This window comes from Cobetia sp. 1AS1, assembly GCF_029846435.1.
Lineage (GTDB): Bacteria > Pseudomonadota > Gammaproteobacteria > Pseudomonadales > Halomonadaceae > Cobetia > Cobetia amphilecti.
This window is the reverse complement of sequence record NZ_JARWKU010000002.1, coordinates 534,451-561,199: the sequence shown is the minus strand read 5'-3', so window position 1 is coordinate 561,199 and position 26,749 is coordinate 534,451. Positions and strand designations below refer to the sequence as shown.

Annotated in this window: 19 protein-coding genes; 13 read left to right on the top strand and 6 right to left on the bottom strand. The window is 59.1% G+C overall.

The features are described from left to right. Positions 1-13: 13 nt before the first annotated feature. From QD280_RS06210 to QD280_RS06195, 4 genes are all read right to left on the bottom strand, one after another. Entirely contained in the window at positions 14-1,300 is a 1,287-nt protein-coding gene (locus tag QD280_RS06210; RefSeq protein WP_279838635.1) for a hypothetical protein, read from the bottom strand. Positions 1,301-1,302: 2 nt separating this feature from the next. Next, positions 1,303-2,598, bottom strand: a complete 1,296-nt coding sequence (locus QD280_RS06205; protein WP_279838634.1) for a sugar transferase — start codon at positions 2,596-2,598, stop codon at positions 1,303-1,305. 49 nt (positions 2,599-2,647) lie between these two features. Then, a complete protein-coding gene (locus QD280_RS06200; protein WP_279838633.1) occupies positions 2,648-4,876 on the bottom strand; it encodes a polysaccharide biosynthesis tyrosine autokinase in 2,229 nt (742 codons plus the stop codon). 81 nt (positions 4,877-4,957) lie between these two features. Further along, positions 4,958-6,121: a polysaccharide export protein gene (locus QD280_RS06195; protein WP_279838632.1), complete on the bottom strand. Its 1,164-nt coding sequence runs from the start codon at positions 6,119-6,121 to the stop codon at positions 4,958-4,960. A gap of 1,833 nt (positions 6,122-7,954) precedes the next feature. Between QD280_RS06195 and QD280_RS06190 the strand changes: the two genes are divergently transcribed. The 4 genes from QD280_RS06190 to QD280_RS06175 all read left to right on the top strand — a co-directional run bounded on the left by QD280_RS06190 (position 7,955) and on the right by QD280_RS06175 (position 12,828). Next, positions 7,955-8,641 (top strand): hypothetical protein, encoded by a 687-nt coding sequence (locus QD280_RS06190; protein ID WP_279838631.1) that lies wholly within the window; start codon positions 7,955-7,957, stop codon positions 8,639-8,641. Between the two features lie 5 nt (positions 8,642-8,646). After that, on the top strand, positions 8,647-9,483 hold the full coding sequence (locus QD280_RS06185; protein ID WP_279838630.1) for a hypothetical protein: 837 nt from the start codon (positions 8,647-8,649) through the stop codon (positions 9,481-9,483). Positions 9,484-9,592: 109 nt separating this feature from the next. Further along, positions 9,593-10,534 (top strand): capsule biosynthesis GfcC family protein, encoded by a 942-nt coding sequence (locus tag QD280_RS06180; RefSeq protein WP_279838629.1) that lies wholly within the window; start codon positions 9,593-9,595, stop codon positions 10,532-10,534. A gap of 65 nt (positions 10,535-10,599) precedes the next feature. Then, positions 10,600-12,828 (top strand): YjbH domain-containing protein, encoded by a 2,229-nt coding sequence (locus QD280_RS06175; RefSeq protein ID WP_279838628.1) that lies wholly within the window; start codon positions 10,600-10,602, stop codon positions 12,826-12,828. 186 nt (positions 12,829-13,014) lie between these two features. Here the strand turns inward: QD280_RS06175 and QD280_RS06170 are convergent, their stop codons facing one another. After that, the gene (locus QD280_RS06170; RefSeq protein ID WP_279838627.1) at positions 13,015-14,745 is read right to left on the bottom strand and encodes a thiamine pyrophosphate-dependent enzyme; all 1,731 of its coding nucleotides are present in this window, start codon (positions 14,743-14,745) and stop codon (positions 13,015-13,017) included. Positions 14,746-15,425: 680 nt separating this feature from the next. Here QD280_RS06170 and QD280_RS06165 point away from each other — a divergent pair. The 4 genes from QD280_RS06165 to QD280_RS06150 all read left to right on the top strand — a co-directional run bounded on the left by QD280_RS06165 (position 15,426) and on the right by QD280_RS06150 (position 20,119). After that, positions 15,426-17,189, top strand: a complete 1,764-nt coding sequence (locus tag QD280_RS06165) for a BCCT family transporter (protein ID WP_279838626.1) — start codon at positions 15,426-15,428, stop codon at positions 17,187-17,189. Between the two features lie 153 nt (positions 17,190-17,342). Beyond that, positions 17,343-18,719, top strand: a complete 1,377-nt coding sequence (locus QD280_RS06160) for an FAD-binding oxidoreductase (protein ID WP_279838625.1) — start codon at positions 17,343-17,345, stop codon at positions 18,717-18,719. A 145-nt stretch (positions 18,720-18,864) separates the two neighbouring features. Further along, on the top strand, positions 18,865-19,245 hold the full coding sequence (locus tag QD280_RS06155; protein WP_279838624.1) for a nuclear transport factor 2 family protein: 381 nt from the start codon (positions 18,865-18,867) through the stop codon (positions 19,243-19,245). A gap of 250 nt (positions 19,246-19,495) precedes the next feature. Next, a complete protein-coding gene (locus tag QD280_RS06150) occupies positions 19,496-20,119 on the top strand; it encodes an XRE family transcriptional regulator (protein WP_279838623.1) in 624 nt (207 codons plus the stop codon). A 96-nt stretch (positions 20,120-20,215) separates the two neighbouring features. On the opposite strand, the gene QD280_RS06145 is transcribed toward QD280_RS06150, so the two are convergent. Continuing rightward, positions 20,216-20,944 (bottom strand): FadR/GntR family transcriptional regulator, encoded by a 729-nt coding sequence (locus QD280_RS06145; protein ID WP_054556160.1) that lies wholly within the window; start codon positions 20,942-20,944, stop codon positions 20,216-20,218. 224 nt (positions 20,945-21,168) lie between these two features. Between QD280_RS06145 and QD280_RS06140 the strand changes: the two genes are divergently transcribed. The 5 genes from QD280_RS06140 to QD280_RS06120 all read left to right on the top strand — a co-directional run bounded on the left by QD280_RS06140 (position 21,169) and on the right by QD280_RS06120 (position 26,693). Further along, positions 21,169-22,197 (top strand): 4-hydroxythreonine-4-phosphate dehydrogenase PdxA, encoded by a 1,029-nt coding sequence (locus QD280_RS06140; RefSeq protein ID WP_215823095.1) that lies wholly within the window; start codon positions 21,169-21,171, stop codon positions 22,195-22,197. A 60-nt stretch (positions 22,198-22,257) separates the two neighbouring features. Then, a complete protein-coding gene (locus tag QD280_RS06135; protein ID WP_024952543.1) occupies positions 22,258-23,430 on the top strand; it encodes an L-rhamnonate dehydratase in 1,173 nt (390 codons plus the stop codon). A gap of 10 nt (positions 23,431-23,440) precedes the next feature. Continuing rightward, the gene (araD1, locus tag QD280_RS06130) at positions 23,441-24,454 is read left to right on the top strand and encodes an AraD1 family protein (protein WP_279838622.1); all 1,014 of its coding nucleotides are present in this window, start codon (positions 23,441-23,443) and stop codon (positions 24,452-24,454) included. A 167-nt stretch (positions 24,455-24,621) separates the two neighbouring features. Beyond that, the gene (locus tag QD280_RS06125) at positions 24,622-25,620 is read left to right on the top strand and encodes a TRAP transporter substrate-binding protein (RefSeq protein ID WP_192837784.1); all 999 of its coding nucleotides are present in this window, start codon (positions 24,622-24,624) and stop codon (positions 25,618-25,620) included. 38 nt (positions 25,621-25,658) lie between these two features. Next, positions 25,659-26,693 (top strand): amidohydrolase family protein, encoded by a 1,035-nt coding sequence (locus tag QD280_RS06120; protein WP_279838621.1) that lies wholly within the window; start codon positions 25,659-25,661, stop codon positions 26,691-26,693. Positions 26,694-26,749: the final 56 nt, after the last annotated feature.

Sequence of the window (26,749 nt, the reverse complement as noted above, 5' to 3'; positions counted from 1 at the left end):
AATTCGAATTAATTTAAGCGGCCAGGTTTTTTAGTACTTTAAGCATTTTATAAAACGCCAAGCTATTCTGTATTATGAGATATAGAACAATACTCAAAGCTGCTCCAAAAAGTCCGAAGTAGAGCATAAGAAAAGGCATGGATGTAAGAGATAAGAATAGTGCAAATATAGACAGCTTCTTGGTTACTCCTTCATTACCAGTCATATTTAATATAAACACCGATGGATTTAACAAAACATTATATGTTTGTGCTAATGCGAATATACAAAGTAGATATCCGCTCCCCACAAAGTCATCACCGAGCATGGCAACTAAATTTTCTGAATATAAGACGGCAATTATTCCTAGTGGAATAGCAAGTATCGCGTTTATTAAAAACCCAAACCTTACATTATATAAGAATTCCGCATTGTGACCTTTTGAAAATGATCTAGCTAACCTTGCAGGCATAACTGTATTTGTTATCATCGCAACAAAACCTATTGCTAATGCTACTTTCTCACTAGCTTTCAATAAACCCAGTTCTGCTTCTGTCAGAAAATATGATGCTACTAAAACTGGTATTATCTGTTGCGAAAACTGAATAGCACTAATAAAAAAAAAGTCGTAATTAACCACTTTGTCTGCACTTGTCTCTTTAATAAAGAGATTATATATAAAATCAGCCAGCCCAATTTCTATGTCTTTTTTTACAACGAGTAAGCTTAAAAGCAATGAGAAAATGGTTGAGAACAACACACAAAAGAAGAAATAAAGTAGAGTTGCGTCTGAATAAACTTCCTCAATCAATAAAAACAGTAATACTGAAATTAATGAAACGGAACCATTTTCAAAAATACTAGCTAAGCCAGGTTTATTTATCCCTCTAATAAAACCAATGGCAACAAACAATAATGTGGTAAAAGGCACTAAAGCTACGGCAACATATAAATATTCATCCAAATTTTCGCCATTATAATATTTAGATATACTGCCTGACAGTACAAGAATAGCAAAAGAAAATATTAAACTAGTTAAGAAAGTCCTCCTTACGGACGAAAAGAATATATCTATCTTTTGCTTTAGTGTTAATGACTGTGCAATTCTTTTTACTAGATAAGCATCTATACCTAATCGAGCCAAAAGTGCAGCACCTAAGTAAATGGTTTGCACAAAAACAAATAAACCAACACCAGAGGCGCCAAATTTTTTCCCTACTACTATAACAAGTAGAATTGAACCTATTGCTGAAACCCCTCTAGCAAATGCTGTATTTATAAATGAGGTTATTAAAACCTTGTTTTGTTTTAAAAAAACCATGGTTATCTTGCACCTGAACCAAAAACAACCGTTTTAATAGTTCTCACTAAAATTAATAAATCTAACCAAAAAGAGAAATTTTTTATATAATAAAAATCATATTCTAGCTTTTCAATCATACCCTCAACTTCTGCTGCATATCCTTGCTCTACTTGAGCCCAACCCGTAATTCCAGGACGAACAACATGGCGATAGTGAAAGAATGGCACATCTCTTTCATACCACTCCGTCAAAGACATGGATTCCGGGCGTGGACCAATCATACTCATGTCTCCCTTCAAGACATTGAATAATTGGGGAAGCTCATCGAGACGACACTTGCGAATAAAGCGTCCCACGCGTGTGATACGGGGATCATGACCTTCCTGGGTGAAACCAGTGCCTTTCATGTTGGTATACATGCTGCGGAACTTGTAGACCGTAAATGGGCGGCAATGGAACCCCATCCGAGGTTGGCAAAATAATGCTTTGCCGGGGCTATCCAGGCGAATGGCTAGCGCAGTCAGCAGCATGACGGGGGCCAACAACGGAATCAGAACCAAGGCAGCGAGAATATCCATGCCACGCTTGATGACTTCATAGTCTTCACGCGGTGTCAGCGAGCCAAATTCGTTGGCATAGAGGTGATCCAGCAGCACTTTACCGGTAATCATTTCATGCGCCTGGGTGGCGTGGTAGACCGGAATACGGTGAATCGTGCAGTCAGCAAGGAAGCGTTGCCATTCTTCCGGGAGATCCGCACGTAAATCCGCGACTACTGCATCGATACGCTTCATACCCACAAGTGTCGGGGCCTCCAGCTGATACCAATACACTGACTTGCTGTGATCATCACACAACGCAGGCGCCTTGCCGAAAGGTACCACTGCCATACGCTTGGTGGTCAGTTTGCTATCGACATAATAGAAAGCGCCGCCAAAGATGATCGCCAGTGCGAATGAGATACCGACCTGGAGGCGAGACACTTCAATTTCCAATACCCCGCAAATAATGATCAGCAAGGTATAGGAAGCTGCCACTGTCGGGATGACATAGGTGAAGGAACGTGTCCCCGGCAATTGACATAGACGATTGATCAGAGTAAGAGACAGTGTAAAGGCCGCAGCAGTACCCAAAATCGCATTCCATTGTGCTAGCGTGGAGGTATTCCAGAAGTCAACCCCCCAGCGATACATAGCCGGTAATATCACTACCAATAGCACACCAAAAAATGTCTGCAGACGCTTGCTGGCAAGCAGGCGCTCGTAATGACGCGAATAACGGCGCTGATGCTCCATAGTAGAGCTTATTTCTTTCATATCTGGTTCCCTTCGAAATCAATGCAGCTGATAGCAAAATGAAGTGAAATCATTTATAGCTGTAGTTGTAATAGCCGTAATTTTCGCCATAGGCACCTGCGGCCTTGCGCTCCATCGCATTGAGTATTCCGCCTTTTACTACAATGCCCGAGGCTGCCAGGCGCTTGAGCGAGACTTCCACTTCCTTGGGCGCATTCACTTCGAAACGTGTCACCAGTAGTGTCGTCCCTACATGCTTACCAATGACGGCAGCATCGGTGACAGCAAGAATCGGCGGAGAATCAATGATGACTAGGTCAAAGCGCTCGCTGACGGCAGTCAGGAAGTCCTGGAAACGTGCACTCATCAACAACTCAGAGGGATTAGGGGGCGCAATGCCACGCGCTACGTAGGAGAGTGTCTCAAGTGCGGAAACCGAGCGGATGATATCTTCCAACGACTTCTTGCCTGCCAGGTAATCGCTCAAACCACACTCGGAGCGCTCATCGAAGATGGAATGCATATGGCCCTTGCGCATATCGGCATCAATCACCAATACGCGCTGCCCTGACTGGGCACAGACGGCCGCCAGGTTGGCAGCAACAAAACTCTTGCCTATGCCCGGGCTGGGGCCGGTAATCATCAATGTATTGGTAGGGGCTTCCATCATTGCAAAGTGCAAACTGGTACGCAGGCCGCGTAACGCCTCGATAGCTAGGTCAGCCGGATTGCGCGCGGCAAGCAAGCCATTGGGAATCTGACGTGAGTGCTTGTCCGTCGCACGCTTTACCTTGCGACTCAGCTTGCCCTGCTCATCCGAGAGCGGAATGGTGGCATACATTGGCAATCCCAGCGCTTCAAGCTGGTCTGGCGATTCCACACCACGGCGGAAGGCTGCACGCAACAAGATGACACCCACGGAGAGCATGCCACCCAGCAGTGTCGCGATGATCACAATCATGGCTTTCTTCGGCTTGACAGGCTGCGGCAAGATACCGGCATCGTCCAGGATACGCACATTGCCGACAGTACTTGCCTTGGCAATCTCCATTTCCTGCACTTTGTTCAACAGTTGAACATAGATGGCCTGGGTCACTTCGACACTGCGCGTGAGGCGCAGCACTTCCTGCTGTGTTTCAGGCAGGTTCTTCACCTGGGCATTCAACTTATCCATCTCACGCTTGAGCTGCGCCTTCTTCTCGAGCAGTGCTTTGTAAGTCGGGTGGCTGGGCGTATAACGCTTGGCGATCTCTGCCTCGGTCAGTTCCAGCTGATTGACCTGGGCTTCCAGATTGACGATGCGCTCCAGCACCGACTGGGTTTCCAGCGAGAGATCCACACTGTCACGCGAGGTTCTGAATTCATTCAGGCGCGATTCCGCTGCATCCAGCTGGGCCCGCACCTTGGGTACCTGGTTATCGAGAAACTCAAGACTATTGCGCGCTTCTTCGCTCTGACGCTGCACATTCTGCGAATAATAGATATCCGCGATGGTATTCAGGATACGCTGCAGCTTACGCGGATTCTCACCAGTCATCGACCAAGAGAGAATGCCGGTTTCCTTGCCCTGCTCTGCAACGGAGAAGGAGCTACGCAGATCTTCAATCGCCTGCATGCGGCTGATATGGGTCAGCGCGAATTCCGCGCCTTGCGCAGCATTCAAGGAGGTCACACGCAGATTGAGCTGACCATCGGCAAAGCTGTCCAGCTGATTGATGCGCCCCTTGCCCAGCAACTCACCGTCTTGGATCAGCTCGTAATGTGCATCATCAACAACACGCAGGGTAATGGTGCTACCCAGCATGGCGTCATCGACAGGCATTTCACTGACAGTGATACTCTCCCCTGCCCAGGTACTTGCCCAGCCCTGAGCAAAATTCGGACGTTCCACCCCGCGGCGCACAAGGAAATCCCCCAGCAGCGGCAGTCGCTTCGGCGTGACGGTGATATCCAGGTTGAGCAGGTCCACCGCGCGACCAAGCACCATTCGAGAGCGAATGATCTCGATCTCGGACTGGGACGGCGGCTCCTTACCCAGAATCGAGTTGACGTCTGCCAGCGGGTTGGTCGAAGGCGCGTCATCAATCTGTATCAGGGCATCGACCTTGTAGATAGGTGTCGCCAACAGTGCGTAGATCACCCCGATGACGGCAAACAGGCCAGTAATCGCGATGATCCATTGCTTATGATCAACCAAGATGCCAAACAAGCGCCCCAGATCAATCGCATCGTCAGCGTTGTCGCGAGTGGCTGCCGTTGGCATCGCCCCAGTGGCCGTATGTTGCGGGGTCTGATTCATGAAACACCCTTCGAGTGCTGCGGCTCTCGTGAGAACCAGTGGTAGATGGTAATGAACAGGGAAATAAGATGCTGGCGCGGATCAATCATCACTACGCAAATCATCGAAATCACTGGCGGAGCGAGTCACCTGATAGACGGCGGTCAGGGTCGGCATCAACTGATTGACGACACGGTTCCAACGACTGAGCGGCGCTGCGGTGACATAGACCACATCAGAAGGCTGCAGCATGAATTCGGCACCGATCACGAAGGCTGCTGAATCGCGGGCATCTAGCTGATAGACGGTCGCCAGCTTGCCGGTGCTGGTATCAGCACGCCGCACGACGAAGATGCCCTTGGCATCGGCCTGGCCTTCATCGATGCCACCGGACTGGGCAATGGCATCTGTCAGCGAAATACGCGAATTGCCCATTGCCAGGCTGCCCGGCAGTTGCACTTCACCCATCACGTAGACTTTCTGATTGCCCACATCCGGGATGTGCAGCACATCACCGTCGCGCAGCAGGCGGTTGTTGCTCAGTGCGCCATTCTGCAGCAAGTCGTACAGCGAGAAGTGTTCATCACTGTCATCACGCGTCAGTACCACGTCGTGCCAGTTGGCCAGCGGTGACAGGCCGCCCGCCTGATTGACGGCATCGAGGATGGTCAGCGGTACATTGGTGATCGGCAGGATTCCCGGCGTTTGCACCTGGCCGGTGACGTAGACCTTCTGGGACTTGAATGCCGCCACCTGCACATCAATCTGCGGTGAAGCGATATAACCAGAAAGGCGACGCTCAATGACGGCACGCAGTTCCTTGACCGTCAGCCCCGCTGCTTTGACGCGCCCGATGTAGGGATAAAAGATGGTGCCATCGCTGTGCACGCTGTTGCCGGATTCGATGGCGCTGCGTTCAGAGCCTGCAGGGATGGTCAGTTCGGGGTGATCGTAGACGATGATGTTGAGCACATCTCCGCGGCCGATGCGGTAATCGTAATCGGCCAGCTGCTGCTCAAGCAGCTGATTGTCACGCTGGCCCTGGCCACGACTGTCATTCAGGGCATCTACCATGCCAAAGGTGATCGGCTTGACCTCAAGCGCATCATCCAGCGGGGCCGTTTCTGTCTGATAGTCCATATCGCCACCGGGGGCGAAAGCACAGCCCGTGGTAGACAACATGGCAATCAACAGCGCGGTGGTCATTGCCAGGCGGGGACGCGGCGACAGCGCACAGCCCTTGCCAAACATGGTGACCTTGATCATGTAAAACCCCCGAAAACTGCAAGATAGAATGGGCAGCCTCATGCTGCCCTGGAAGAGAAGGCGTCGTGGTCAGGCCGCGACGTAGTCAATCGAAAGTCGTCAACCGAAAATAGGCTCAGCAGCCCAGACCCGACATGCCAGTCAGGGTGAAGAGTCAGGGTGAAGAGACAAAATGTAGAAAAGGATGCGCAGGGTGAATCTCGAGGACAGCCAGAGAGCTGAGCTGTCTGATGTTGGCCTGCATTGCGCAAGCCCGGTGATAAGCCTCTCCGCCCCCATGACCTTTCGTGAGCGTGAGCTGGTTTTGGGCACGCTACCGCCCCAGGGTGGTTGACGGCGCATCCCTGAGGCCCTGGCATGAAGATCTTGATGTCTTCCAGCTTGTGTCGTGCCTGGCCACCTGTTTCCCAGCCAGCATCAATCTTTCACTGACGCAAGAAAGCCTTGCTACGAGTGGCAACACGAATTCAAGGCAAGATCATTCCCCTTGAGGAAAACCCGGCGCACTGAACTCGTGGACAGATATCGAGCACAAATTTCAATTAGCTAATACTTAACAACCAGAAAGGTAATCCCGAAATTCAAGACGCAACAAACCCTAGCAGAGCAATCGTCTTGTAGATCGCCAGTGCTATCAGATGAGGACTTGTTTTTGTTCAAATGAGTACAGGATTCAGGTTTCGAACTAATAAGACTTGTACAACCCTATCGGCTCGCACTGCCTTGATGGTACCAGTCACTACAAATCCAATGGCTGACACGCCATGACAGCCTATTACCGACACTGCTGAGGAGAGAATCTATCGGGCGTTGGTAGTGACACCAGCACCGCAAGCGCAAGATCCTTCCTGCGTGTCGTCAACACGGCGTGACGTTCCACCGGTGACCCATCCTTCCTGTGTCGCAAAAAAGAAACACAGCCTTTTCAATAAGGGACGCATGATACTGCATTCTGGGACTCTCGTTCCACCCTTTATTCATATTCCCCTGCCGCCCACCAAGGCATGAAAGCGAGACGATAACACCTAAATGACTGATATTTTTAGTATTATGTGGACCGCTGGGCGCCAGGAGCCGCATTGCAGGGCATTAGATCATGAATCATTGCGTATCCAAAAGGAGACACCGAGCTCGGCCACGGCTGACCGCGATACGCATCAGCATCAATCAGAAACGAAACATTTACACAAAGTACCAATTAACCAATAACAAAATGACTAGCCTTCCCATCAAAGCATCATCAATCAGTATTGAAATGGGCTTACCGATAAAGATAACGAGTTTCACGACCCAGAATTCAAGCCCGTATGCTCTCTTCCGAGATTGGCCAATTTTTACCGACTCGCATTTCTTGCGATTATTGTCGAGAGCCCGAGGCCATTCTTGTCAAGCATGATGCCGCGATCATCATATTCGATGGTTGTTTACGGTTAGATGTCAGTCGACCAACAACCTGAACTCTGTTAATTTCCACAACATTCGCGTATTGAAATCTGTCTCACGAGGCGATAGAACGTTGTGCACGACAAGTCTCCAACACCTTCTATTGTTTCTTATAAAGAATCAATCGCCCAGCAAGTCATATCAGCGCCTGTGCCAACACAGAGAGCGTGAGAATTTCCTACACGGGAAGACAAGGGAACGCACATGAAACGTACTGCTACAACATTGGTCATCGCGGGACTGGCCTTATCTCCTTTGGTTGCCGGGATAGCCCGTGCCGAAAGTGAAGCACCGGCTCAGACAGGTTCGGCACCTTCCAGCACAGGATCTACCAGCACAGGAAGCAGCAGTACTGGCGGTGCGGCAGCAGGCGCTGGCGCCGCTGGTGGCATGGCCGCTGGCACCATTGCAGCTGTCGCCGCTGGCCTGGCGGCGGCGGTCGGCGTCGCTGCTACCGTCGCCTCCGGTGGTGACGGCAGCAGTGGCGGTAGCACTGGTGGCGATGGCGGTACTGTTCCGGGTGATGGCGGCGACGGCGGCACTGATCCGGGTGACGGTGGCGACGGCGGCACTGATCCGGGCGATGGCGGCGACGGCGGCACTGATCCGGGTGACGGTGGCGACGGCGGTACTGATCCGGGTGATGGTGGCGACGGCGGCACTGATCCGGGTGACGGTGGCGACGGTGGCACTGATCCGGGTGACGGCGGCGATGGTGGTACTGATCCGGGTGATGGCGGCGACGGTGGCACTGATCCGGGCGATGGTGGCGACGGTGGCACTGATCCGGGCGATGGTGGCGACGGTGGCACTGATCCGGGTGATGGCACGGACCCGGGTGACGGCGACGGCACGACTGGTACTACCGGCACGACCGGTACCACAGGCTCTACCGGCACGACCGATCCCGATGACGGCAGTGATCCGGATGAAGGCGGCGAGCCGGGTGATGGCGACGGTACAACGGGCACGACAGGCACCACCGGTACCACTGGCACAACGGGTACGACCGGAACGACTGGCACCACAGGGTCTACCGGCACAACTGGCACCACCGGCACCACAGGTACCTTCTGATCACCATGAAGCCGACATCCATCATGATGGGGGGCCGCCTGGCGGCCCCTTTGCTTGTGTCCGGCGCATTGATGCTTGGGGGCTGCTCGGCGCTTGAGCAGGGGCAGTTGGGGCAGACGGCCAGCGCAATACTCGGCAGCGATCAATTCGATGCCGAGCGTGCGCGCGCCCTGCCCTATGCCACGCTGCGTTTCAGCTATGACGGCAACACCGGGATGGTGGTGCTGGCGTCTCTGGAGACAGCGACCCGCAAAGACATGGACGCAACGGACGCGCCCTATCAGCAAGAACACACAGGGCTGACACCTCTGGCAGCCCTGCCCTCTTCCGCCACGCCTGTTGAATCGATGGCAAGACAGCCTTCGAGCACGACAGAGCTGGCACGTTTCGAAACCGCGGATCATGCCTTCGTGCGTCTGGAGAACGGCTGGCTGAGCGGTACCGCCGGCTTCGACACCGACCTGCTGGACATGCGACGCGACGTATCACTGGCCACGCTGATGTCTGCGCTGGACAGGGGCGAATCCACGCCCAGCTACGTGATTCACTCACGCTGGCAGCGCGCCGATGGGATAGAGGGCTATGCGCAGGGCCAGGCAAGCTGGCAATGCGCGGCTCCCGCCGTGCAGGCCTTGCCGTTGGGCGATCAGACAGTTGCCCAGTGTGAGGAAAACATCCTCTGGCAAGATGGCTCGCGTAGCGTCAATCGCTATGCGGTTGCTACTGTGAATGACCCCCCCGCGACTGATGCCAATGCGGCACCAAGAATCTGGGCGGCGGATGTTCAACCCTGGCCGAATTCTCATTATTGGAGCTGGGAGGTCGCGCGTGGCTGGTGGTAAATGCCAAGAAATTTTCTTTCAGCGCCATGATCATGCCGCCCCGGCTGCACGAGTCGGCAGTGTGTCTTCTGTCCATCGAGGTGTCGTGTCTCTTGCCCGTCGAGGTGTCGTGAAAAGCTATCTGCATGAACGTCTGAAGGCCGCCCTTGGCGTCGCGATGCTCGCGTCTGCTTGCGGTGCATTCCTGCTGCCTGGCGCAGCGCTGGCCAGCGAGACTCCGGCAGCATCGCAAGGCCCATCCCAAGACCAGGATGCCAGCGCCCAGACACTGACCATCAGTGAGGCGCTATCGCGCCAGCTCGGCGTGCTGACGAATGCCAATGGTATCGAGTGGCCGCATGCGTTCGTGGCCACCCAACAGACACGCGACAGGACACGTGAGCTGGGGCGTCGCCTGTTCTTCGAGCTGCGTCAACTGAGCTCGCAGGCCGTCTTTGATGATCGGCTGTCGGCTGAAGGCCTCAAGCACTGGATGCGCATCATCGGCCGCACGTCGGTCGAGGGGCGTCAGGTCGGGCGGATCGATCCCATCGCTCTGTGGCGTTTTCCGCGCCTGGACATCCCGCTCACGACGGGTGACTGGATAGGCCAATGTCAGACCGAGACGCGCATTCAGCTCTGGAGTGCCGTTGGCGTGCGCCAGCTGGACTGGCGCCCCGGGCTGACGCTGCACGACGCCATCGCTGGCCTGCCGGGCGCGCAGGCGGACTCGGAACACGCCAGTGTCATCACGCTGGGCGGCAGAATCATCGTCCGCGGCATCAGCGCCTGGAATGACCAGCCCTATACGCTGGCGCCGGGCGACCGTGTCGTGGTCAACATGCCGCGTATCTCGGCGGCCGCCGCCTGGGTCAATCGCAGCCTGCCCGAGTGGTTGAGTCTGCAATGGCCGGGCAAGGAGTGCCGCAGCGTGGACGCCATCACGGGAGAGCCGCAGCAGCGCGACTATCTACAGGTAGCGCGGCAATACGCTGACAGTGATGACCGTAATGACAGTGATCACCGCGATGACAAGGACAGTGGCTCCCTCCCTCAGGGCGACACTCCATGAGCGACGTGACAATGACACAGCAGGACGCCTCGTGCTCAGGCAGGCAAAGGATGGCAGCAGACAGCATGGATCATTCGCACTTCTCTTCCATGGCACCGGCGCGTGCCCGGTTCACCCCCTTGACGCGCGCCATCCGGCAGCTGGCCATGCTCAGTGCGGGCGTGCTGCTGGCCCCGATGAGCTACGCCGGCCTGCTGGATGGTCCGCAGCCGATCGAGACGCGTCTCAGCGGCCTGGGGCATGGGCAATCGGACTTCGGTGGTGTCGGCCTGATGCAGACCCCGACCGCGCGCATGCAGAAACCGGGCAGCATTCACTTCTCCTATAGCCAGGTCGAACCGTATCGACGCTATAACGTCAGCCTGCAGCCGCTCGATTGGCTGGAGGTCGGCTTCCGCTACACGGAAGTCACCAACCGCCTGTATGGCGAAGCCATCGCCGGTGACCGTGACTACCTGGATAAGGGTGTCGACGCCAAGTTCCGCCTGTGGGAAGAGAGCCGTTATCTGCCCGAAGTCGCGGTCGGCCTGCGCGACATGGGCGGTACCAGCCTGTTCGGCAGTGAATACCTGGTCGCCAGCAAGCGCTGGTATGACCTCGACTTCACGCTGGGGCTGGGCTGGGGCTATCTCGGTTCACGCGGTGATATCAGCAACCCGCTCGGCTGGGTGCGTGACAACTACAACGACCGCCCCGGGCGTGGCGAGACCGGCGGTGATCAGGGCGGTGAGTTCTCCCTCAACAGCCTGTTCAAGGGCGATGTCGGTATCTTCGGCGGCGTGGAATGGCAGACACCGTGGGACCCGCTGGTGCTGATGGCAGAGCTGGATGGCAATGACTATCAGAGCGAGCCGCAGGACAACAATCAAGAGCAGGACAGCCCGATCAACCTGGGCGCCCGCCTGAGTGTGACCGACAACCTGACCGTCAAGGCCGGCTGGGAGCGTGGCAATACCGCGATGTTCGGCGTCAACTTCGGGGTGGATCTCGCCGGGCTCTCGCAGGCCAAGCTGGATAGCCCGCCGGAGCGCCTGAATGCCGAGGCCCCCGCGCGCAACCAGGTCAGCTGGCCTGAACTTTCCCGCGAGATCCAGGCGCAATCGGGCATTCGTGTCGATAGCCTCTCACGTGAGGGAACGGCGCTGATCGTCAGTGGCGAGAGCACGCGCTTCCGCTCCACCGCTCAGGCCGAAGGGCGCGCCAACCGCGTGCTGCACAACCGACTGGATGACTATTTCGAGAGCTTCCATTACCGCCTGCGGTCTGGCGGCCTGGACACGCGCGAAGATGTCCACTCGCGCGCCGATGTCGTCAGCGCCGGACACGATGCGCGCCAGCAGCTGCGCTATACCCACAGCGTCTATGCATTGGCGGCCACCGAGCCGACTGATGAGGATGGCGAAGGTGCGGCCCGCTACAGCGGTGAAAAGGTGCTGCTCGAGAATCCTGATGATCGCTGGAGCGCCGGCTTCTCGCCTGGCCTCAACCAGAACATCGGCGGCCCGGATGGCTATCTGTATCAGGCCTATCTGCGCGGCTCCGCTGCCTGGCGTACCGATCGTCACGGCTGGCTCTCCGGTTCGGCACAGCTGACCCTGTTCGACAACTTCGACAAGTTCGATTACATCTCGGACTCCAAGCTGCCCAGGGTTCGCTCCTATATCGGTCGCTATATCGAAGAGACCGACGTCGGCATCGACAACCTGCAGTACACCCGCACTCACCAGTTCGGGCGCGATTGGTACGGCATGGCCTACGGCGGCATTCTGGAGATGATGTATGCCGGTGTCGGCGCGGAGGTGCTCTATCGCCCGCTGGGTTCGCCACTGGCCTACGGAGTCGATGTGAACTGGGTCAAGCAGCGCGAGTTCGATCAACAGTTCGGCCTGCGCGATTACTCGACCACCACTGGCCATGCCAGCATCTACTGGGATACCGGCTATGAAGACGTGTTGGCCAAGGCCAGCTTCGGCCGCTACCTGGCAGAAGATGTCGGCATGACGCTGGATGTCTCACGCGGCTTCGCCAATGGCGCACGCATGGGCGCCTGGGCCACCTTCACCGATGCCGGCGACGACTTCGGCGAGGGTAGCTTCGACAAGGGCCTCTACATCGTGCTGCCGCTGGATGCGTTCTTCATGCATTCCAGCCGCGACACTGTCGGCCTGGCCTGGAACCCGCTGACCCGCGATGGTGGCGCTCGCCTCAATCGCAAGTTCAGCCTGTATGACATGACCAGCTATCGCGACATGGATGACTACTGGCGCGGCTTCGCTTCCCAGGTCTGGAAGTGAACGACGCCATGAGCTGTTCGTTGCCGCGAGGCGGTCTACGTAATGCACTGGTCTACGTAACGAACTGACCTGAGTCACAGGACGATAGCCGCACCCACAAGAAGGCCCCGATCCACAGGATCGGGGCCTTCTTTCGCATCAGCTTCGCACAGACAACTGAGCAGCTTACCGGCTCATGTCATGCGCTCAGCGTTTGGTGAAGTTGTTGCGCACCAGGTCGACCACGTCATCCATACGGCCATTGAGCACCGCCTTGGCGGAGTAGAGCGCGGTGGAGGCGACCTGGCCGGCCTCCACATGCGGCGGCATCACCAGCTCCATGCGGTTGACCTTGACCTCGAGCACCCCGGGGCCGTCCTGGGCCAGCAGGCTCTGCACCGCCTCATCCAGCTCGTGCTTCTCCTCGACGCGACGCCCCCACAGCCCCATCGACTGTGCCAGCAGCGAGAAGTCGGGGTTCTCGAGCTCGGTGTAGGTATCCAGGATGCCCTCGACCTTCTGCTCGAGCTCGACGAAGCCCAGCGTGCTGTTGTTGAAGATGACGATCTTGAGCGGGATCTTCTCCTGCTTGAGGGTCAGCAGGTCCCCCATCAGCATGGCAAGGCCCCCATCGCCGCACATGGCGATCACCTGACGCTGCGGGTAGGCCTTCTGGATGCCGATGGCCTGAGGGTAGGCATTGGCCATGGTGCCATGCATCAGGCTCGGCAGCGTGCGGCGCTTGCCGTTGGCCCGAATATGACGCAGGCACCACACCATCGGGCTGCCGCCATCGGCGGTGAAGACGGCGTCTTCGCTGGCATGGCGATCCAGCGCCAGTGTCAGCTCCTGCGGGTGGATCAGACGCTCGTCATCGGAGGTGACAGCGGCATCGTCACGCGCCTCGAGATACTTCTTGCGGCAGCTGTCGAGCCAGGCGCTGTCATCACGCGGATCGACGCGGGTCAGCAGCGCCGCGCAGGTGTCCTTGACGCTACCGACGACCCCGATATCCACCGGGTGGCGGATACCGATCTTGCCGGGGTCCAGGTCGACCTGAATCACCGTCGCCTTGTCCGGATAGAACTGGGTCCAGGCGAAGCTGCAACCGAGCAACAGCAAGGTGTCACATTCCGCGACGGCCTCGTAGCCGCCCTGCAGCCCGAACACGCCGGTCATGCCGACTTCGAGTTCATTGTTCGGCTCGATGAAGTCCTTGGCGCGCGACGTCCAGGCTATTGGCGCCTTGAGCCGTCGTGCCAGCGCCAGTACTTCCTCCTGCGCGTGCTGACAGCCGATACCGGCATAGATCGACACCTTACCCGGCGCATTCAGCGCCTCGGCGACGGCGGCCAGCTCCTGCTCGCCGGGACGAATCACCGGCGCGAAGCGATGGGCACGCCACGGCAGCGAGCCCTTGGGCTTTTGGGTGAAGAGATCCCCCGGCACGATCAGCACCGCGACCCCGCCTTCGGCCAATGCCTTCTGCGCCGCGATGGCGACCATGCGGCGGGCATTCTCGGGGTTGGTCAGGTACTCGCAGAACACGCTGTACTGGGAATAGAGCGCCTTCTGATCCACATCCTGCGGGAAGCCGACGCCCATCTCGCTGGTATCGATTTGCGAGGCAATGAACACCACCGGTGCGCCATTACGATGTGATTCGATCAGACCATTCAGAAAGTGCGTGCTGCCCGGCCCGCAGGTACCGGCACAACAGGAGAGCTCGCCACTGATGAAGGACTCGCCCCCTGCCGCGAAACCGGCCACCTCTTCGTGCCGCACATGTACCCACTCCATCTCGGAGCGCCGAATGGCGTCGGTGAAGTGGTTGATGGTGTCACCCACGATGCCATAGCAACGCTTGGCGCCGGCCTCAAGCAGTGAGTCGACGATGATCTCGGAGACGGACGCTGACGAAGATGTGGTTAGTGCCATGGAGGTGCTTTCCTTTTCCGGTGAACTTTCGGGTCAGGATGAGCAATGCATTCACTCATTCGAATAAACAGTGAACATGACCTTGGGTCCAAGCCGCGGAAAACAATGGCCAGCCCCGAAACTCACGCTGGCACACGGCGTTGCGTGTGATGGGGCGTGAACTTCATGCCTGAGCAAGCGATACCCGAGCTGGCCTAGCGTGCTGGGAGAGATACACCAGGACATGAGCACTGTCCCCTTTTTCACCTCCCGACTCTTATCCCTGCCCCCTCCCTGCTCCTACCTCGACTCCGCTCTCTATCCCCCTCCTGCCTCTGTTCGCTGGCCTGCCACCATCGGGCCAGGCTGCGCAGTGGCGTTATTTTCTCTGTATTTCAAGAAGTTAATGTCGGAAGACAATCAATTTACATATAAATGAAAAAATACTGAAAAATTTCACTTGCGCGATTTTACTCGCCGTCTATTTTCATTTGTGACGCGAGAAGATTCATCGAGTGCTGTATCAGCTGCAGCGCATTCACTGACGATGGATGGGGACCTAGCCGGTTCGATGAAGGGCGACGTCCCAGCCCCCGCTCCCATGACAACAATAAAATCTGCTCTCGATATTCCTGTCGGCTTGTCAGGTGTCTGACGAGATCTGGCGTGGAGCATCAGGGCCCCTTCCTGGAGGCACCCCAGTGACAGCAACACGCAATCCCGCAGCGGCTGAGCGCGCTGGCAGCAACGGCGTTCCGCGCTCATCCGGTCTGCTTGGCGACTACGATAAAGGGCTGTTCTGGCCCGTCCTCAGCATCTACACCCTGATCATGATCTATGCCCTGGCGGCGCCGGAGCAGACCGGCGCGGCGCTGTCCGGCATACGCGACTTCCTGATCTTCAATTTCGGCTGGAGCTTCGTGCTCGGGGTCGCCGCGACGCTGATCTTCAGCTTCTATCTGTTGCTCAGCCCCTTCGGCGGCATCCGCCTGGGGCCGGATGATTCACGTCCTGAGTTCAGCTATGTGGCGTGGATCTCGATGATCTTCAGCTGCGGGCTGGGCATCGGCTTCGTGTTCTTCAGCGTCGCCGAGCCATTGACGCACCTCTATACCTCCTCGCATGTGCAGGACCTCAATCAAGTCGGCCAGCAGGCCGGGGTATCGACCGCGATCCGCAATACCCTGATGGACTGGGGCATGAATGGCTGGGCATTGTTTGCCGTGGCCGCTTGGGCCATCGCCTTCCCAGCCTATCGCCTCGGGCAGCCGCTGACGGTCGCCACCGGCCTCTACGGTCTTCTAGGGGAGCGCTGCAACAGCAGTCTGTGGGGCAAGCTTGCCAACGGGCTTGGCGTGATCGGTACCATCGGCGGCAATGCCACCATGATCGGCCTAGGCGTCACCTCCATCAGCTATGCCTTGAAGGTGCTGTTCGGTCTCGAGTTCGGCGCCTTCGGTCAGGCCATGGTGATGCTGGTGATCATCATCGCCTATGTGGCATCAGCGGCGACCGGCATCGAGCGCGGCATCAAGTACCTCAGCCTGCTCAACATGATCATGGCCGGCGCCATTCTGCTGGCGCTGCTGGCCTTCGGCCACGCCCCGGCTCAGTACCTGCTGAACATGATCACCCAGCAGTTCGGTGACTACTTCGGGTCGGTGTTCGTCAACCAGTTCTGGACCGACGCAGGCAGCTTCGAACAGCGCGAGTGGGTGGGCTGGTGGATGATCTTCTACTGGCTCTGGTACATCTCCTACATTCCTTTCTGCGGCGGTTTCATCGCGCGCATCTCCCGGGGCCGCACCCTGCGCGAATTCGTGTTCGGCGTGGTGGTGGTGCCGATGCTGCTGTCGATCGTGTGGTTCAGCATCTGGGGCGGCTCGGCCGGCTATGCCGAGGTCAATCAGATCGTACCGCTGTGGGAAAGCGTGCAGGGCAATCCGGAATCCGGCATCTACCTGTTGCTGCAGAGCATGCCCGGCGGCTGGTGGCTGTGCCTCGCGGTGCTGTTCAACATCATCGTCTTCGCCGTCACCACCTCGGATTCGGCCTCGTTCTTCTCGGCCATGCAGGTCTCCAATGGCAACGAGAATCCGAAGATCCTGATGCGGCTGCTGTGGGGCGTGATCATCGGCGTCACCGGCATCGTCTTCCAGCTTGCCGGTGGCTTCAACGCCATCAAGAGCCTGGCGATCGTGGTCGGCGCGCCCTTCTTCCTCGTCAGCATCGCTTACATGTTCTCGGTCTATCGCATGCTCAAGGCGACCCATGAACAGCCCGCGACGGCCATGCAGCCGGCCCCTCAGGTAAAGCCGATGCCTGCCGAAGCCGTTGAGCCGGAAGCCTACAGCGCTGTGACACCCGCCACGCCAGCTAGCACGCCCAGTACATCGCCAAGTACCACGGCTACGCCCCCCGCCCTCCCGGGGTCGGGAAGCCAACCCATCCCGGGCGCGACCTGAGCGGCATGACGGGCTCACGTCGACTCGAGCAGGCAAGCCACCCGAGCGCAACGCGCACGAACCAGCACCGCCATTGATCGCCAATGACACTGATCACCAACAACGATCACCAATGACAACGATCGCCAACAACAAGACGGATGGTGACCCACGATGACTGTCAAGCAGCCTTACAACCCTCACTACGACCCTCTCAAGGACAGCTCCCCGGGCGAAGGAGTGGATTATGCGCCGAGCTACTGGCGCTACCACGCAGGGCCGCCGCCCGAGGATGATGGCCCGGTCACTGACGACATGGAGGCAGACGTGGTACTGATCGGCGCCGGCTTCACCGGCCTTGCCACGGCGATGTTCCTGGCGCGTGAGCATGGCATCAAGGCAGTGGTGCTGGAGGCCAATCAGATCGGCTGGGGCTGCACCAGCCGCAATGGCGGCCAGGGGCATCTGGCCTGGGGGCGCCTGAGCCGCAGCCAGTGGGTCAGGAAATGGGGCGTCGACATGGCGCGCCAGCTGCACGCCAATAGCCTGGAGGGGTTCGAGGTCTTCAAGTCCCTGACCCAGGACCCGGAGGTGGAATGCGAGCCTCAGCCACTGGGCAATCTGCTGATCGCCCACAGCCCGCAGGCCATGCAGCATCTCGAGGCCGAATCACGTCTGTGCAACAACATCCTCGGCTACCGGACCCGAACGCTGGACCGCGCGTCAGTGCACCGTGACTTCATGGGCGATCAGGAAAGTCACGGCGCGATGCTCGAGCCCGAGGGCATCGCCGTGCAGCCGCTCAAGCTGGCCTACAGCTACGCGCGTATCGCGCGCCGCCATGGCGCCAGAATCCACACCAGCAGCCCGGTACAGCACTGGACGACCGAGAACGGCATCCACTATCTGCAGACCCCGGGCGGCACGGTCAAGGCACGCGCGGTGGGCATCGCCACGGCGGGCTATACCAGCCCCAACCTTCACTCGCTGACCGCTTATCGCAACATGCCGATCATGGCCAATTCGGTGTGGACGCGCACCCTGACCGACGAGGAGATCGAGGCCTGCGGCCTGCATTCCACCATCTTCGCCACGGACACCCGCAAGCTGCGCCACTACTACCGACTGCTGCCCGAGAAGCGCCTGCAGATCGGCACGCGTAGTGCCATCAGTGGCGCGGATGCGCAGAACGCCCGGCATCTGGATGTGGTGCATGAGGCCATCGCGCGCAAGTTCCCGGCGCTGGCCGGCATCGAGACGCCGTGGTTCTCGCATGGCTGGATGGATATCTCCCACGACATGATGCCGCGCATCGTGCAGCCAGACCCCAAGCAGCAGATCTTCTACTCCCAGGGTTACAGCGGCAACGGCGTGTCGTTCTCGGCCTATGCCTCCAGGCAGCTGGCCGCGCTGATCGCCGGGCAGTCGCTGCCGGAGGTCCATCTGCCGATCTTCAACTCGCCGCTGCCCGCCCATCCGCTCAGGCCTATCCGACGCATGGGCCAGCACCTGCTCTACAAGTATTTCCAGGTGCTGGACAAGGTGAGTTGAGACACGCGCCGCGCGAGTTCCGCCACTGATCGCCCCTATCACTTACCGCTATCACTTCCTGACACGCCGCGGCGCTCTCGAATCCCGTCGCGGCACCTCCCACTGACATGCCTCCTTCGGCATGCAAGCACCAGAGAGACGCACCATGAACCGTGAACAGATGACCGCCATGTTCGATGCCTTCAATCGCCACGCCATCGATGAGGTCATGGAATACTTCGCCGACGATGTGGTCTTCGACACCGTGTCCGGCGATGAGGCGCACGGCACGCGTATCGTCGGCAAGGCCGCCGTGCGCGACGCCTTCGTGAATACCTGGACGACCATGCCCGATGTGCAGTGGGCCAAGGGCGAGTTCTTCTTCGCCGATCAGCGCGTCGTCTCCGAATGCACCTTCATGGCGACCCAGCCCGATGGCCTGCGTGTCGAGGCCGATAGCGTGGATCTCTTCACCATCGACAAGGGCAAGATCACCCGCAAACAGGCCTTCCGCAAGCAGCGACCGGCCTTTACGCCAGCCGCGTGATTTTCACGCGCAGCACAGACGCAAAAGGCCAGTCGCGATGACTGGCCTTTTGCGTCTCAAGCGTTATCTCAGAAGTCTCGATCTCAACCCCCTATCAAGACCCGCCTCGACACGACGATTTGATAACGACACAGGCTTATCTCTCGACGCCGCATGCTGATAATCTTGCTGATGAAAACCGCTGCGTGCTTTTCATCCACATGAAACGCCACGCATTGACCGCCAGCGCCCATTGCCAAGAGGAAACCGGATGACCACGGACTCAGACTCCTCACAGGCATCAACCGGCAACACGCTCAGCAATGCAGAACAGGAAGACCGCCGTATCGGCAGGCAGCTGCGCGACCTGCGCAAGTCCCGCCAGCTGACCCTCAGCCAACTGGCGGAACGCGTCGGCAAATCCGTCGGCTACCTCAGCCAGGTGGAACGCGGCGTCTCCTCGCTGCCCATCGGGGTGTTGCAGACGCTGAGTGATGCCCTCGACGTGCGCGTCAGCTGGTTCTTCCAGCCGGGGGGCAGTGATTCGGCGCTCGAGCAGGAAACCATCGTGCGCGCGGATCAGCGCCGTGCCATGAACCTCGGCGCCATCGGCGCGCGGGAAGAATTGCTCTCCCCCCGCCTGAGCGGTCAGCTCATCCTGATCATGACCCGCCTGCAGCCCGGTGGCAGCGGCGGCGAGACACCGCGTGAGCGGCGCGGTGAGGAAGCGGGCTATGTGGAAAGTGGCCAGCTGGAGCTGACCCTCGGCGAACAGGTCTTCCTGCTCAACCCGGGCGACAGCTTCTCACTGACCGGAGAGGAACCCCACTGGATTCGCAACCCAGGCGAGACCGAGACCCGCATCGTCTGGGTGATGACGGGCGTGGAATACTGAGGCAGCGCGCTCAGGGTCCGCTTGTTCGTGCCCTTTTATTTTTTTTCACTTATATATTCACCGCTTATGCATACCTCTCGTGCTTCATACCCCCTCTCAGTGGGGCATCTTGTCGCGCGTGGTGTAATAGACGCTGTCGATATGCGAGAGCATGGCGCGTTCGGCGGCGTCCGGGTCACCGGCACGTAATGCCTCGACGATACGTACGTGCTCTTCATAGCTGCGCTTGATCGAGCCGTGTTCGGCCATGACCTGGCGGCGAATGTTGAGCGCGTAGGTATAAAGCTCATCGGCATAGCGGATCAGGATCTCGTTGCGCGAGTATTCGGCGATGACGTGATGGAAGTTCTGATCCGAGAGCTGGAAGTTCACCGGCGAGTCGAAGTGCTGTGACTGGGCCTCCAGCAAGGCGTCCAGCTTCTTGAGCCCCACCTCATCGATATGTCGCGCGGCGCGGCGGGCGATGGCCGATTCCACCACGATCCGGCTCTCGAAGACGCTCTCGATATCCAGGTTGTTGAGCTCATCGCCCTGCTGACGCGCGGGATGATTGCGGAAGCTGTCGATCACGGCCTCACTGGCGCAGACCCGTGACTTGCTGCCGTGCGAGACATTCAAGAGGCCATAGCCCGTCAACAGCGCCAGCCCCCCGCGCACCGTCTCACGACTCACTTCAAACAACTGCGCCAGCTCACGCTCGCTGGGCAGCTCATCTCCATCGCGCAGCAGCCCCGTCAGGATCATCTCGATGAGCTTGTCGGCGAGAATTTCCTTCTTGGTCTGATTCTTCAGCGCTTTCTCGAAGGCGAAAGGCGTCTGCTTCATGCAGCCTCCACTGGTATAGATTTCATACCAGCATAACCGACAACCGCATATCACGCATCCACAAACCGACCATGGTCGCAATTTTCGAGAAAACCTTGACCGATCAGCGTGGGCTCGGCTAATTTTTATCTCAACTGGTCTGGTAAACCAACCAGCAGACCATAAAGTGCGAATTGATTGAAGAAACCAACAACAACGCCAACTCTCACAAGGCTGGAATTCACATGTCAGCAACACGCCCTGTCATTGCCCTCACCCTTGGTGACCCCGCCGGTATCGGCCCGGAGCTGATCGCGCGCCTGGTCGCGGAACCCGAGCAATTCGCCGAGACCCACAGCGTGCTGGTCGGCGATCAGTGGCTGTGGGAGCAGGGCCAACGCCAGGCCGGTCTCTTCACCCAGCTGCCACGCGTCGCAAGCTTCGCCGAGGCCCGCGAGCATGAAGGCCTGTCATTGATGCTGGTGGAAAGCGTGGCGCAGCAGGAGGTGACGCTGGCCGAGGAAAGCGCCGCCTGTGGCGCCTCGACCCTCGCGGTGCTGTCTCGCTGCCTGGAAGCGGCCCAGAACGAGGAAGTCGACGCCATCTGCTTCGCGCCGCTCAACAAGCTGTCGATGAAGAAAGGGGGCCTCGGCCACGAGGACGAGCTGCACTTCTTCGCCGAGAAACTGGGAGTCGAGGGCTATTTCTGCGAGTTCAACACCCTGGGGACGCTGTGGACCTCGCGCATCTCCTCGCACATCCCGCTCAAGGACGCCGCCGAGTACGTCACCCAGGAGCGCATCATCGCCGCCAGCCAGCTGATTCATGACTCGCTGAAACTGGCTGGCTTCGAGCGCCCGCGCATCGCCGTCGCCGCCTTCAATCCCCATGGTGGCGAAGGTGGCACCTGTGGGCGCGAGGAAATCGACGTCATCGCGCCGGCCGTCGCGCGCTGCAATGAACAGGGCTACCCGGTCGAAGGCCCCTTCCCGGCCGACACCATATTTATCAAGGCGCGCGATGGCGAGTACGACGCCATCGTGACCATGTACCACGACCAGGGGCAGATCGCGATCAAGCTGCTGGGCTTCAAGTCCGGCGTCACCGTCCAGGGCGGCCTGCCTATCCCCATCACCACGCCGGCCCACGGCACCGCCTTCGATATCGCCGGTCAGGGCAAGGCGGACGTCAACCCGACCCGCAATGCCTTCGCGATCGCCAAGCGCATGGGCACCAACCTGCGTGCACTGCGTCTCGAGACCGCCTCTGCCTGATGCGCTTGCGCCTCTCGCTCATGAACCTGAATCAACGCCATCCACAACAAGGATAATTCGATGAAGATCACCAACGTCAGAACCCGCGTCTTCGAATGGAAAGGCCACACCGTCCCCCCGACCGCCCACTTCTGCTCCAACGCCATGGACGAGCTGTGGGACAAGGGCGACTCGATGGGCACCTTCCGCTTCCACGGCTGGACGGTAGTGGAGATCGAGACCGACAACGGCCTGGTCGGGCTGGGCAACGTGGCGCTGGCGCCGCGCATCGCCAAGGCGATCATCGATCAGTACCTCACGCCGCTGATCATCGGTCAGGACCCCTTCGACTACGAATACCTGTGGCAGCGCATGTACCGCTCCACCCACGCCTGGGGCCGCAAGGGCATCGGCATGGCCGCCATCTCCGGCGTCGATATCGCCATCTGGGACATCATGGGCAAGGCGGTCGGCAAGCCGGTCTTCAAGCTGCTGGGCGGACGTACCAAGGAGAAGATTCCCTGCTACGCCTCCAAGCTCTACCGCACCGACCTCAAGGGCATGCAGGAAGAGGCCCAGTCCTATCTGGATCAAGGCTTCACCGCCATGAAGATGCGCTTCGGCTACGGCCCGCGTGATGGGGTCGAGGGCGTGCGTGCCAACCTGGATAGCGTGGCCGCCGTGCGCGAAGTCATCGGCGAGGATGTCGACCTGATGCTCGAGTGCTACATGGGCTGGAACCTGGACTACGCCAAGCGCATGTTGCCGAAGCTGGAACGTTTCCAGCCGCGCTGGCTGGAAGAGCCGGTGATCGCCGATGACATCGATGGCTACGCCGAACTCAATCAGCTGACCAGCATTCCCATCTCCGGTGGCGAGCACGAATTCACCCATTACGGCTTCCGCCAGCTGCTGGAAAAGCGCGCCGTCTCCGTCATCCAGTACGACACCAACCGGGTCGGTGGCATCACCGCCGCGCGCAAGATCAACGCCCTCGCCGAGTCCTTCAGCGTGCCGGTCATCCCGCACGCCGGCCAGATGCACAACTACCACCTGACCATGGCCTCACTGGCCTCCCCGATGAGCGAATACTTCCCGGTGCATGATGTCGAGATCGGCAACGAGCTCTTCTACTACATCTTCAAGGGCGACCCGGAGCCGGTGAACGGCTTCATCGATCTCGACGAAGAGACCCCGGGGCTGGGCCTCGAGCTGAACAGCGACTACTTCGATCAGTTCAACATCATCGAGTGAGGAAGCCATCATGAGACTCGTCCAACTTCGCACCGCCAATGGCCCGCGGGTCGCCGTGGTCGAAAGCCGCGACCAGCTGCGCCTGCTCGACTTCCCCGGTGGCACCTATGAGCTGGCCACCCGCGCCATCGAGCTGGGCATCGGGCTCAGCGCGCTGCTCGAACAGCACTACTCGCACACCCTGGTCGACTACAAGCAGGCGATCGATCGCCGCGAACTGCTGCCGCCGGTCACCCACCCCGACCGCGCGCGCTGCACCGTCACCGGCACCGGCCTGACCCACCTGGGCAGTGCTGACACCCGCGATGCCATGCATGCCGCCGCCCAGGCACAGAGCGAGAATGACGCCAATGTCACCGACTCGATGCGCATGTTCCGCATGGGCCTCGAGGGTGGCAAGCCCGCCGCGGGCCAGGTCGGCGCGCAGCCGGAATGGTTCTACAAGGGTGATGGCAGCATCGTGGTCGCGCCGGAAACCGCGATCAGCGTGCCGGCCTTCGCCGAGGATGCCGGCGAGGAGCCCGAACTGGTCGGCCTGTACCTCAACGATGCCAATGGCCAGCCGCACCGCATCGGCTACGCCGTGGGCAACGAATTCTCCGACCACATCACCGAGCGCGCCAACTACCTGTGGCTGGCCCACTCCAAACTGCGCGCCTGCAGCTACGGGCCTGAGCTGCTGATCGGCGAACTGCCCCAACACCTGGAAGGCACCAGCCGCATCACCCGCGAAGGCCAGACCCTGTGGGAGAAGCCCTTTTTGACCGGTGAGGCCAACATGGCCCACAGCCTGGCCAACCTGGAACACCACCACTTCAAGTACGCCCAGTTCCGCGCGCCCGGTGACCTGCATGTGCACTTCTTCGGCACCGCCACGCTGAGCTTCGCCGATCAGATCAAGGTGCAGGAAGGAGACCGCTTCGAGATCGAACTGCCGGCCTTCGGCCGCGCGCTGCGCAACCCGGTCGCCTTCGAGTCCCACGACAACCAAGCGGAGCAGCCATCCGCCATGGCAGTGCTGTGAACACTGCCGATCAACACAACAAGTAGAGCAAGGATCAGGGTCTTGAGAACCCCGCCATCACACGGCCCTGATTCCGGCAGCACCAGCAGTACCAATAGCACCAACAGCAGCACCAGCGTCAACACGCCGCCAATGCATCACGACAATAACGAGAAAAGGGTTTCGCCATGACAACCTCACGCCACCACACCACCGCCACCCTCCTGTCCGCCGCCCTGCTCAGCCTGGCGATGACAGGCACCGCCACTGCCGCCACCTCGCTGACCTTCGCGCATGCCCACCCGGTCACCGATTCGCAGCATCTGGCCGCCGAACGCTTCGCCGAACGTCTCGCCGAGCGCAGCGCGGGAGAATTGACGGTCAAGATCTTCCCCAACGGCCAGCTGGGCAATGACCAGGCGATGATTTCCGGTGTCCGCAGCGGCACCATCGATCTGGAGCTCTCCGGCAATCCCTACTTCAGTGGTCTGGTCAGCGAGCTCAACGTGCTGGATCTGCCCTTCCTGTTCGACACCCGCGAGCAGGCCTATCAGGTACTGGACGGCGAGGTCGGTCAGGACCTGCTGACTGCCATGCAGCCTCAGCAGATCGAAGGGCTCGCCTTCTGGGAAATCGGCTTTCGCAACCTGACCAACTCACGCCGCGCGGTAGAGACCGCCGATGACATCAGCGGCCTGACGCTGCGCACCACCCCGAACCCGGCGCATATCGCCGCCTTCCAGGCCCTCGGCGCCAACCCGACTCCGATGCCCTTCGCGGAGCTTTATACCGCGTTGGAAACCCGCACCGTGGATGGCCAGGAGAATCCGGTCAGCCTGATTCGCTCCGCCAACCTGTATTCGGTGCAGGACCATCTGTCGCTGACCGCGCATGCCTATACCGCCGCGCCCTTGATCATGAACAAGCAGACGTTCGACAGCCTCGCCCCCGAACTGCAGACGCTGATCAAGGAAGAAGCCCGCGAAGCGGCCCGCTATCAGCGCCAGCTCAATCATGACAATGAACAGGGCGATCTGGCCTTCCTCGAGGAACAGGGCATGCAGGTCGTGCGCGAACCCGATACCGCCAGCATGCGGGCCAAGGTCGCCGAGCCGGTGCGCGCCGAGTTCACCGCCAAGCACGGCAGCGAGCTGCTGGAACGCATCGACGCCGCTCTCGCCCACTGATTACGCTCGCCTGACTCGCCACTGGAAGGAAGCTCGCCATGCTCTCTGACTCACTCCAATCCCCGGTGATGCCTGCGTCTCTTGCCGAACTGGGCGAGCAACGCGAGCGCTATCTGGCCACGCAGCAGGATGAAGACCTGCCGATCATCGATGCCCACATGCATGTCTGGGACCCGACGCGCAATTACCACCCCTGGCTGTGCGATGAGCCGATGATTGCCTTCCGCTACGGCGACTATGCCGCGATTCGTCGCCCCTACCTGCCCGCCGAGCACCTCATGGCGGCGGGAAAGGCGCATCGCGTGATGGGCTGCGTCTACATGGAAGCGGAATGGGCGCGGGGCGATGCGCTCAAGGAAGTGCGCTGGGTCGAGGAGACTGCCCGCGAGACCGGCTGGCCGAACGCCATGATCGCCCAGGCCTGGCTGGATCAGGACGACATCGCCGAGCAACTCGCAACGCTGTGTGAGCCACGTGCCCCCAGAGGCAGCCTGGTCATGGGCATTCGCCACAAGCCGGCCGCGCTGGAACGTCACGATCCGAGGCTTGCCACCCACGCCATGCCCGGCTCGCTGCGCTGCCCGCGCTATCAGTACGGCGTCAGTGAAGTCGCGCGGCGCGGGCTGATCTTCGAGCTACAGGTGCCCTGGTGGCACCTCGAGGAACTGCTGCCACTGCTGGACCGCCACCCCGAGATGCCGGTGGTGATCAATCACGCCGGTGTGCCCGGTGATCGTCATCCCGACACCCTGCGTCAGTGGTCACGGGCCCTCGCCAAGGTCGCCGCCTGGCCACAGGTGATGATCAAGTTCTCGGGGCTGGGTATCGCGGGTCAGCCCTGGCGGCTGGAAGACAACCGTGAGGTCTTTGCCATCGTGCTGCGCCATTTCGGGGTCCACCGCGTGATGTTCGCCAGCAACTTCCCGGTCGATGGGCTGGTGACCTCGCTCGATACGCTGTTGCAGGCCTTCAAGGACCTCAGCCGCTCCTTGAGTCCCGAACACCGTCTCAAGCTGTTCTGCGACAACGCCGTGCGCCGCTACCGCTTGAACGCTACCGACGGGCCGGAATGACGACGACCGCCACGCCAGCGATTGCCACAACGACATCTTCTATAACAACAACTTGC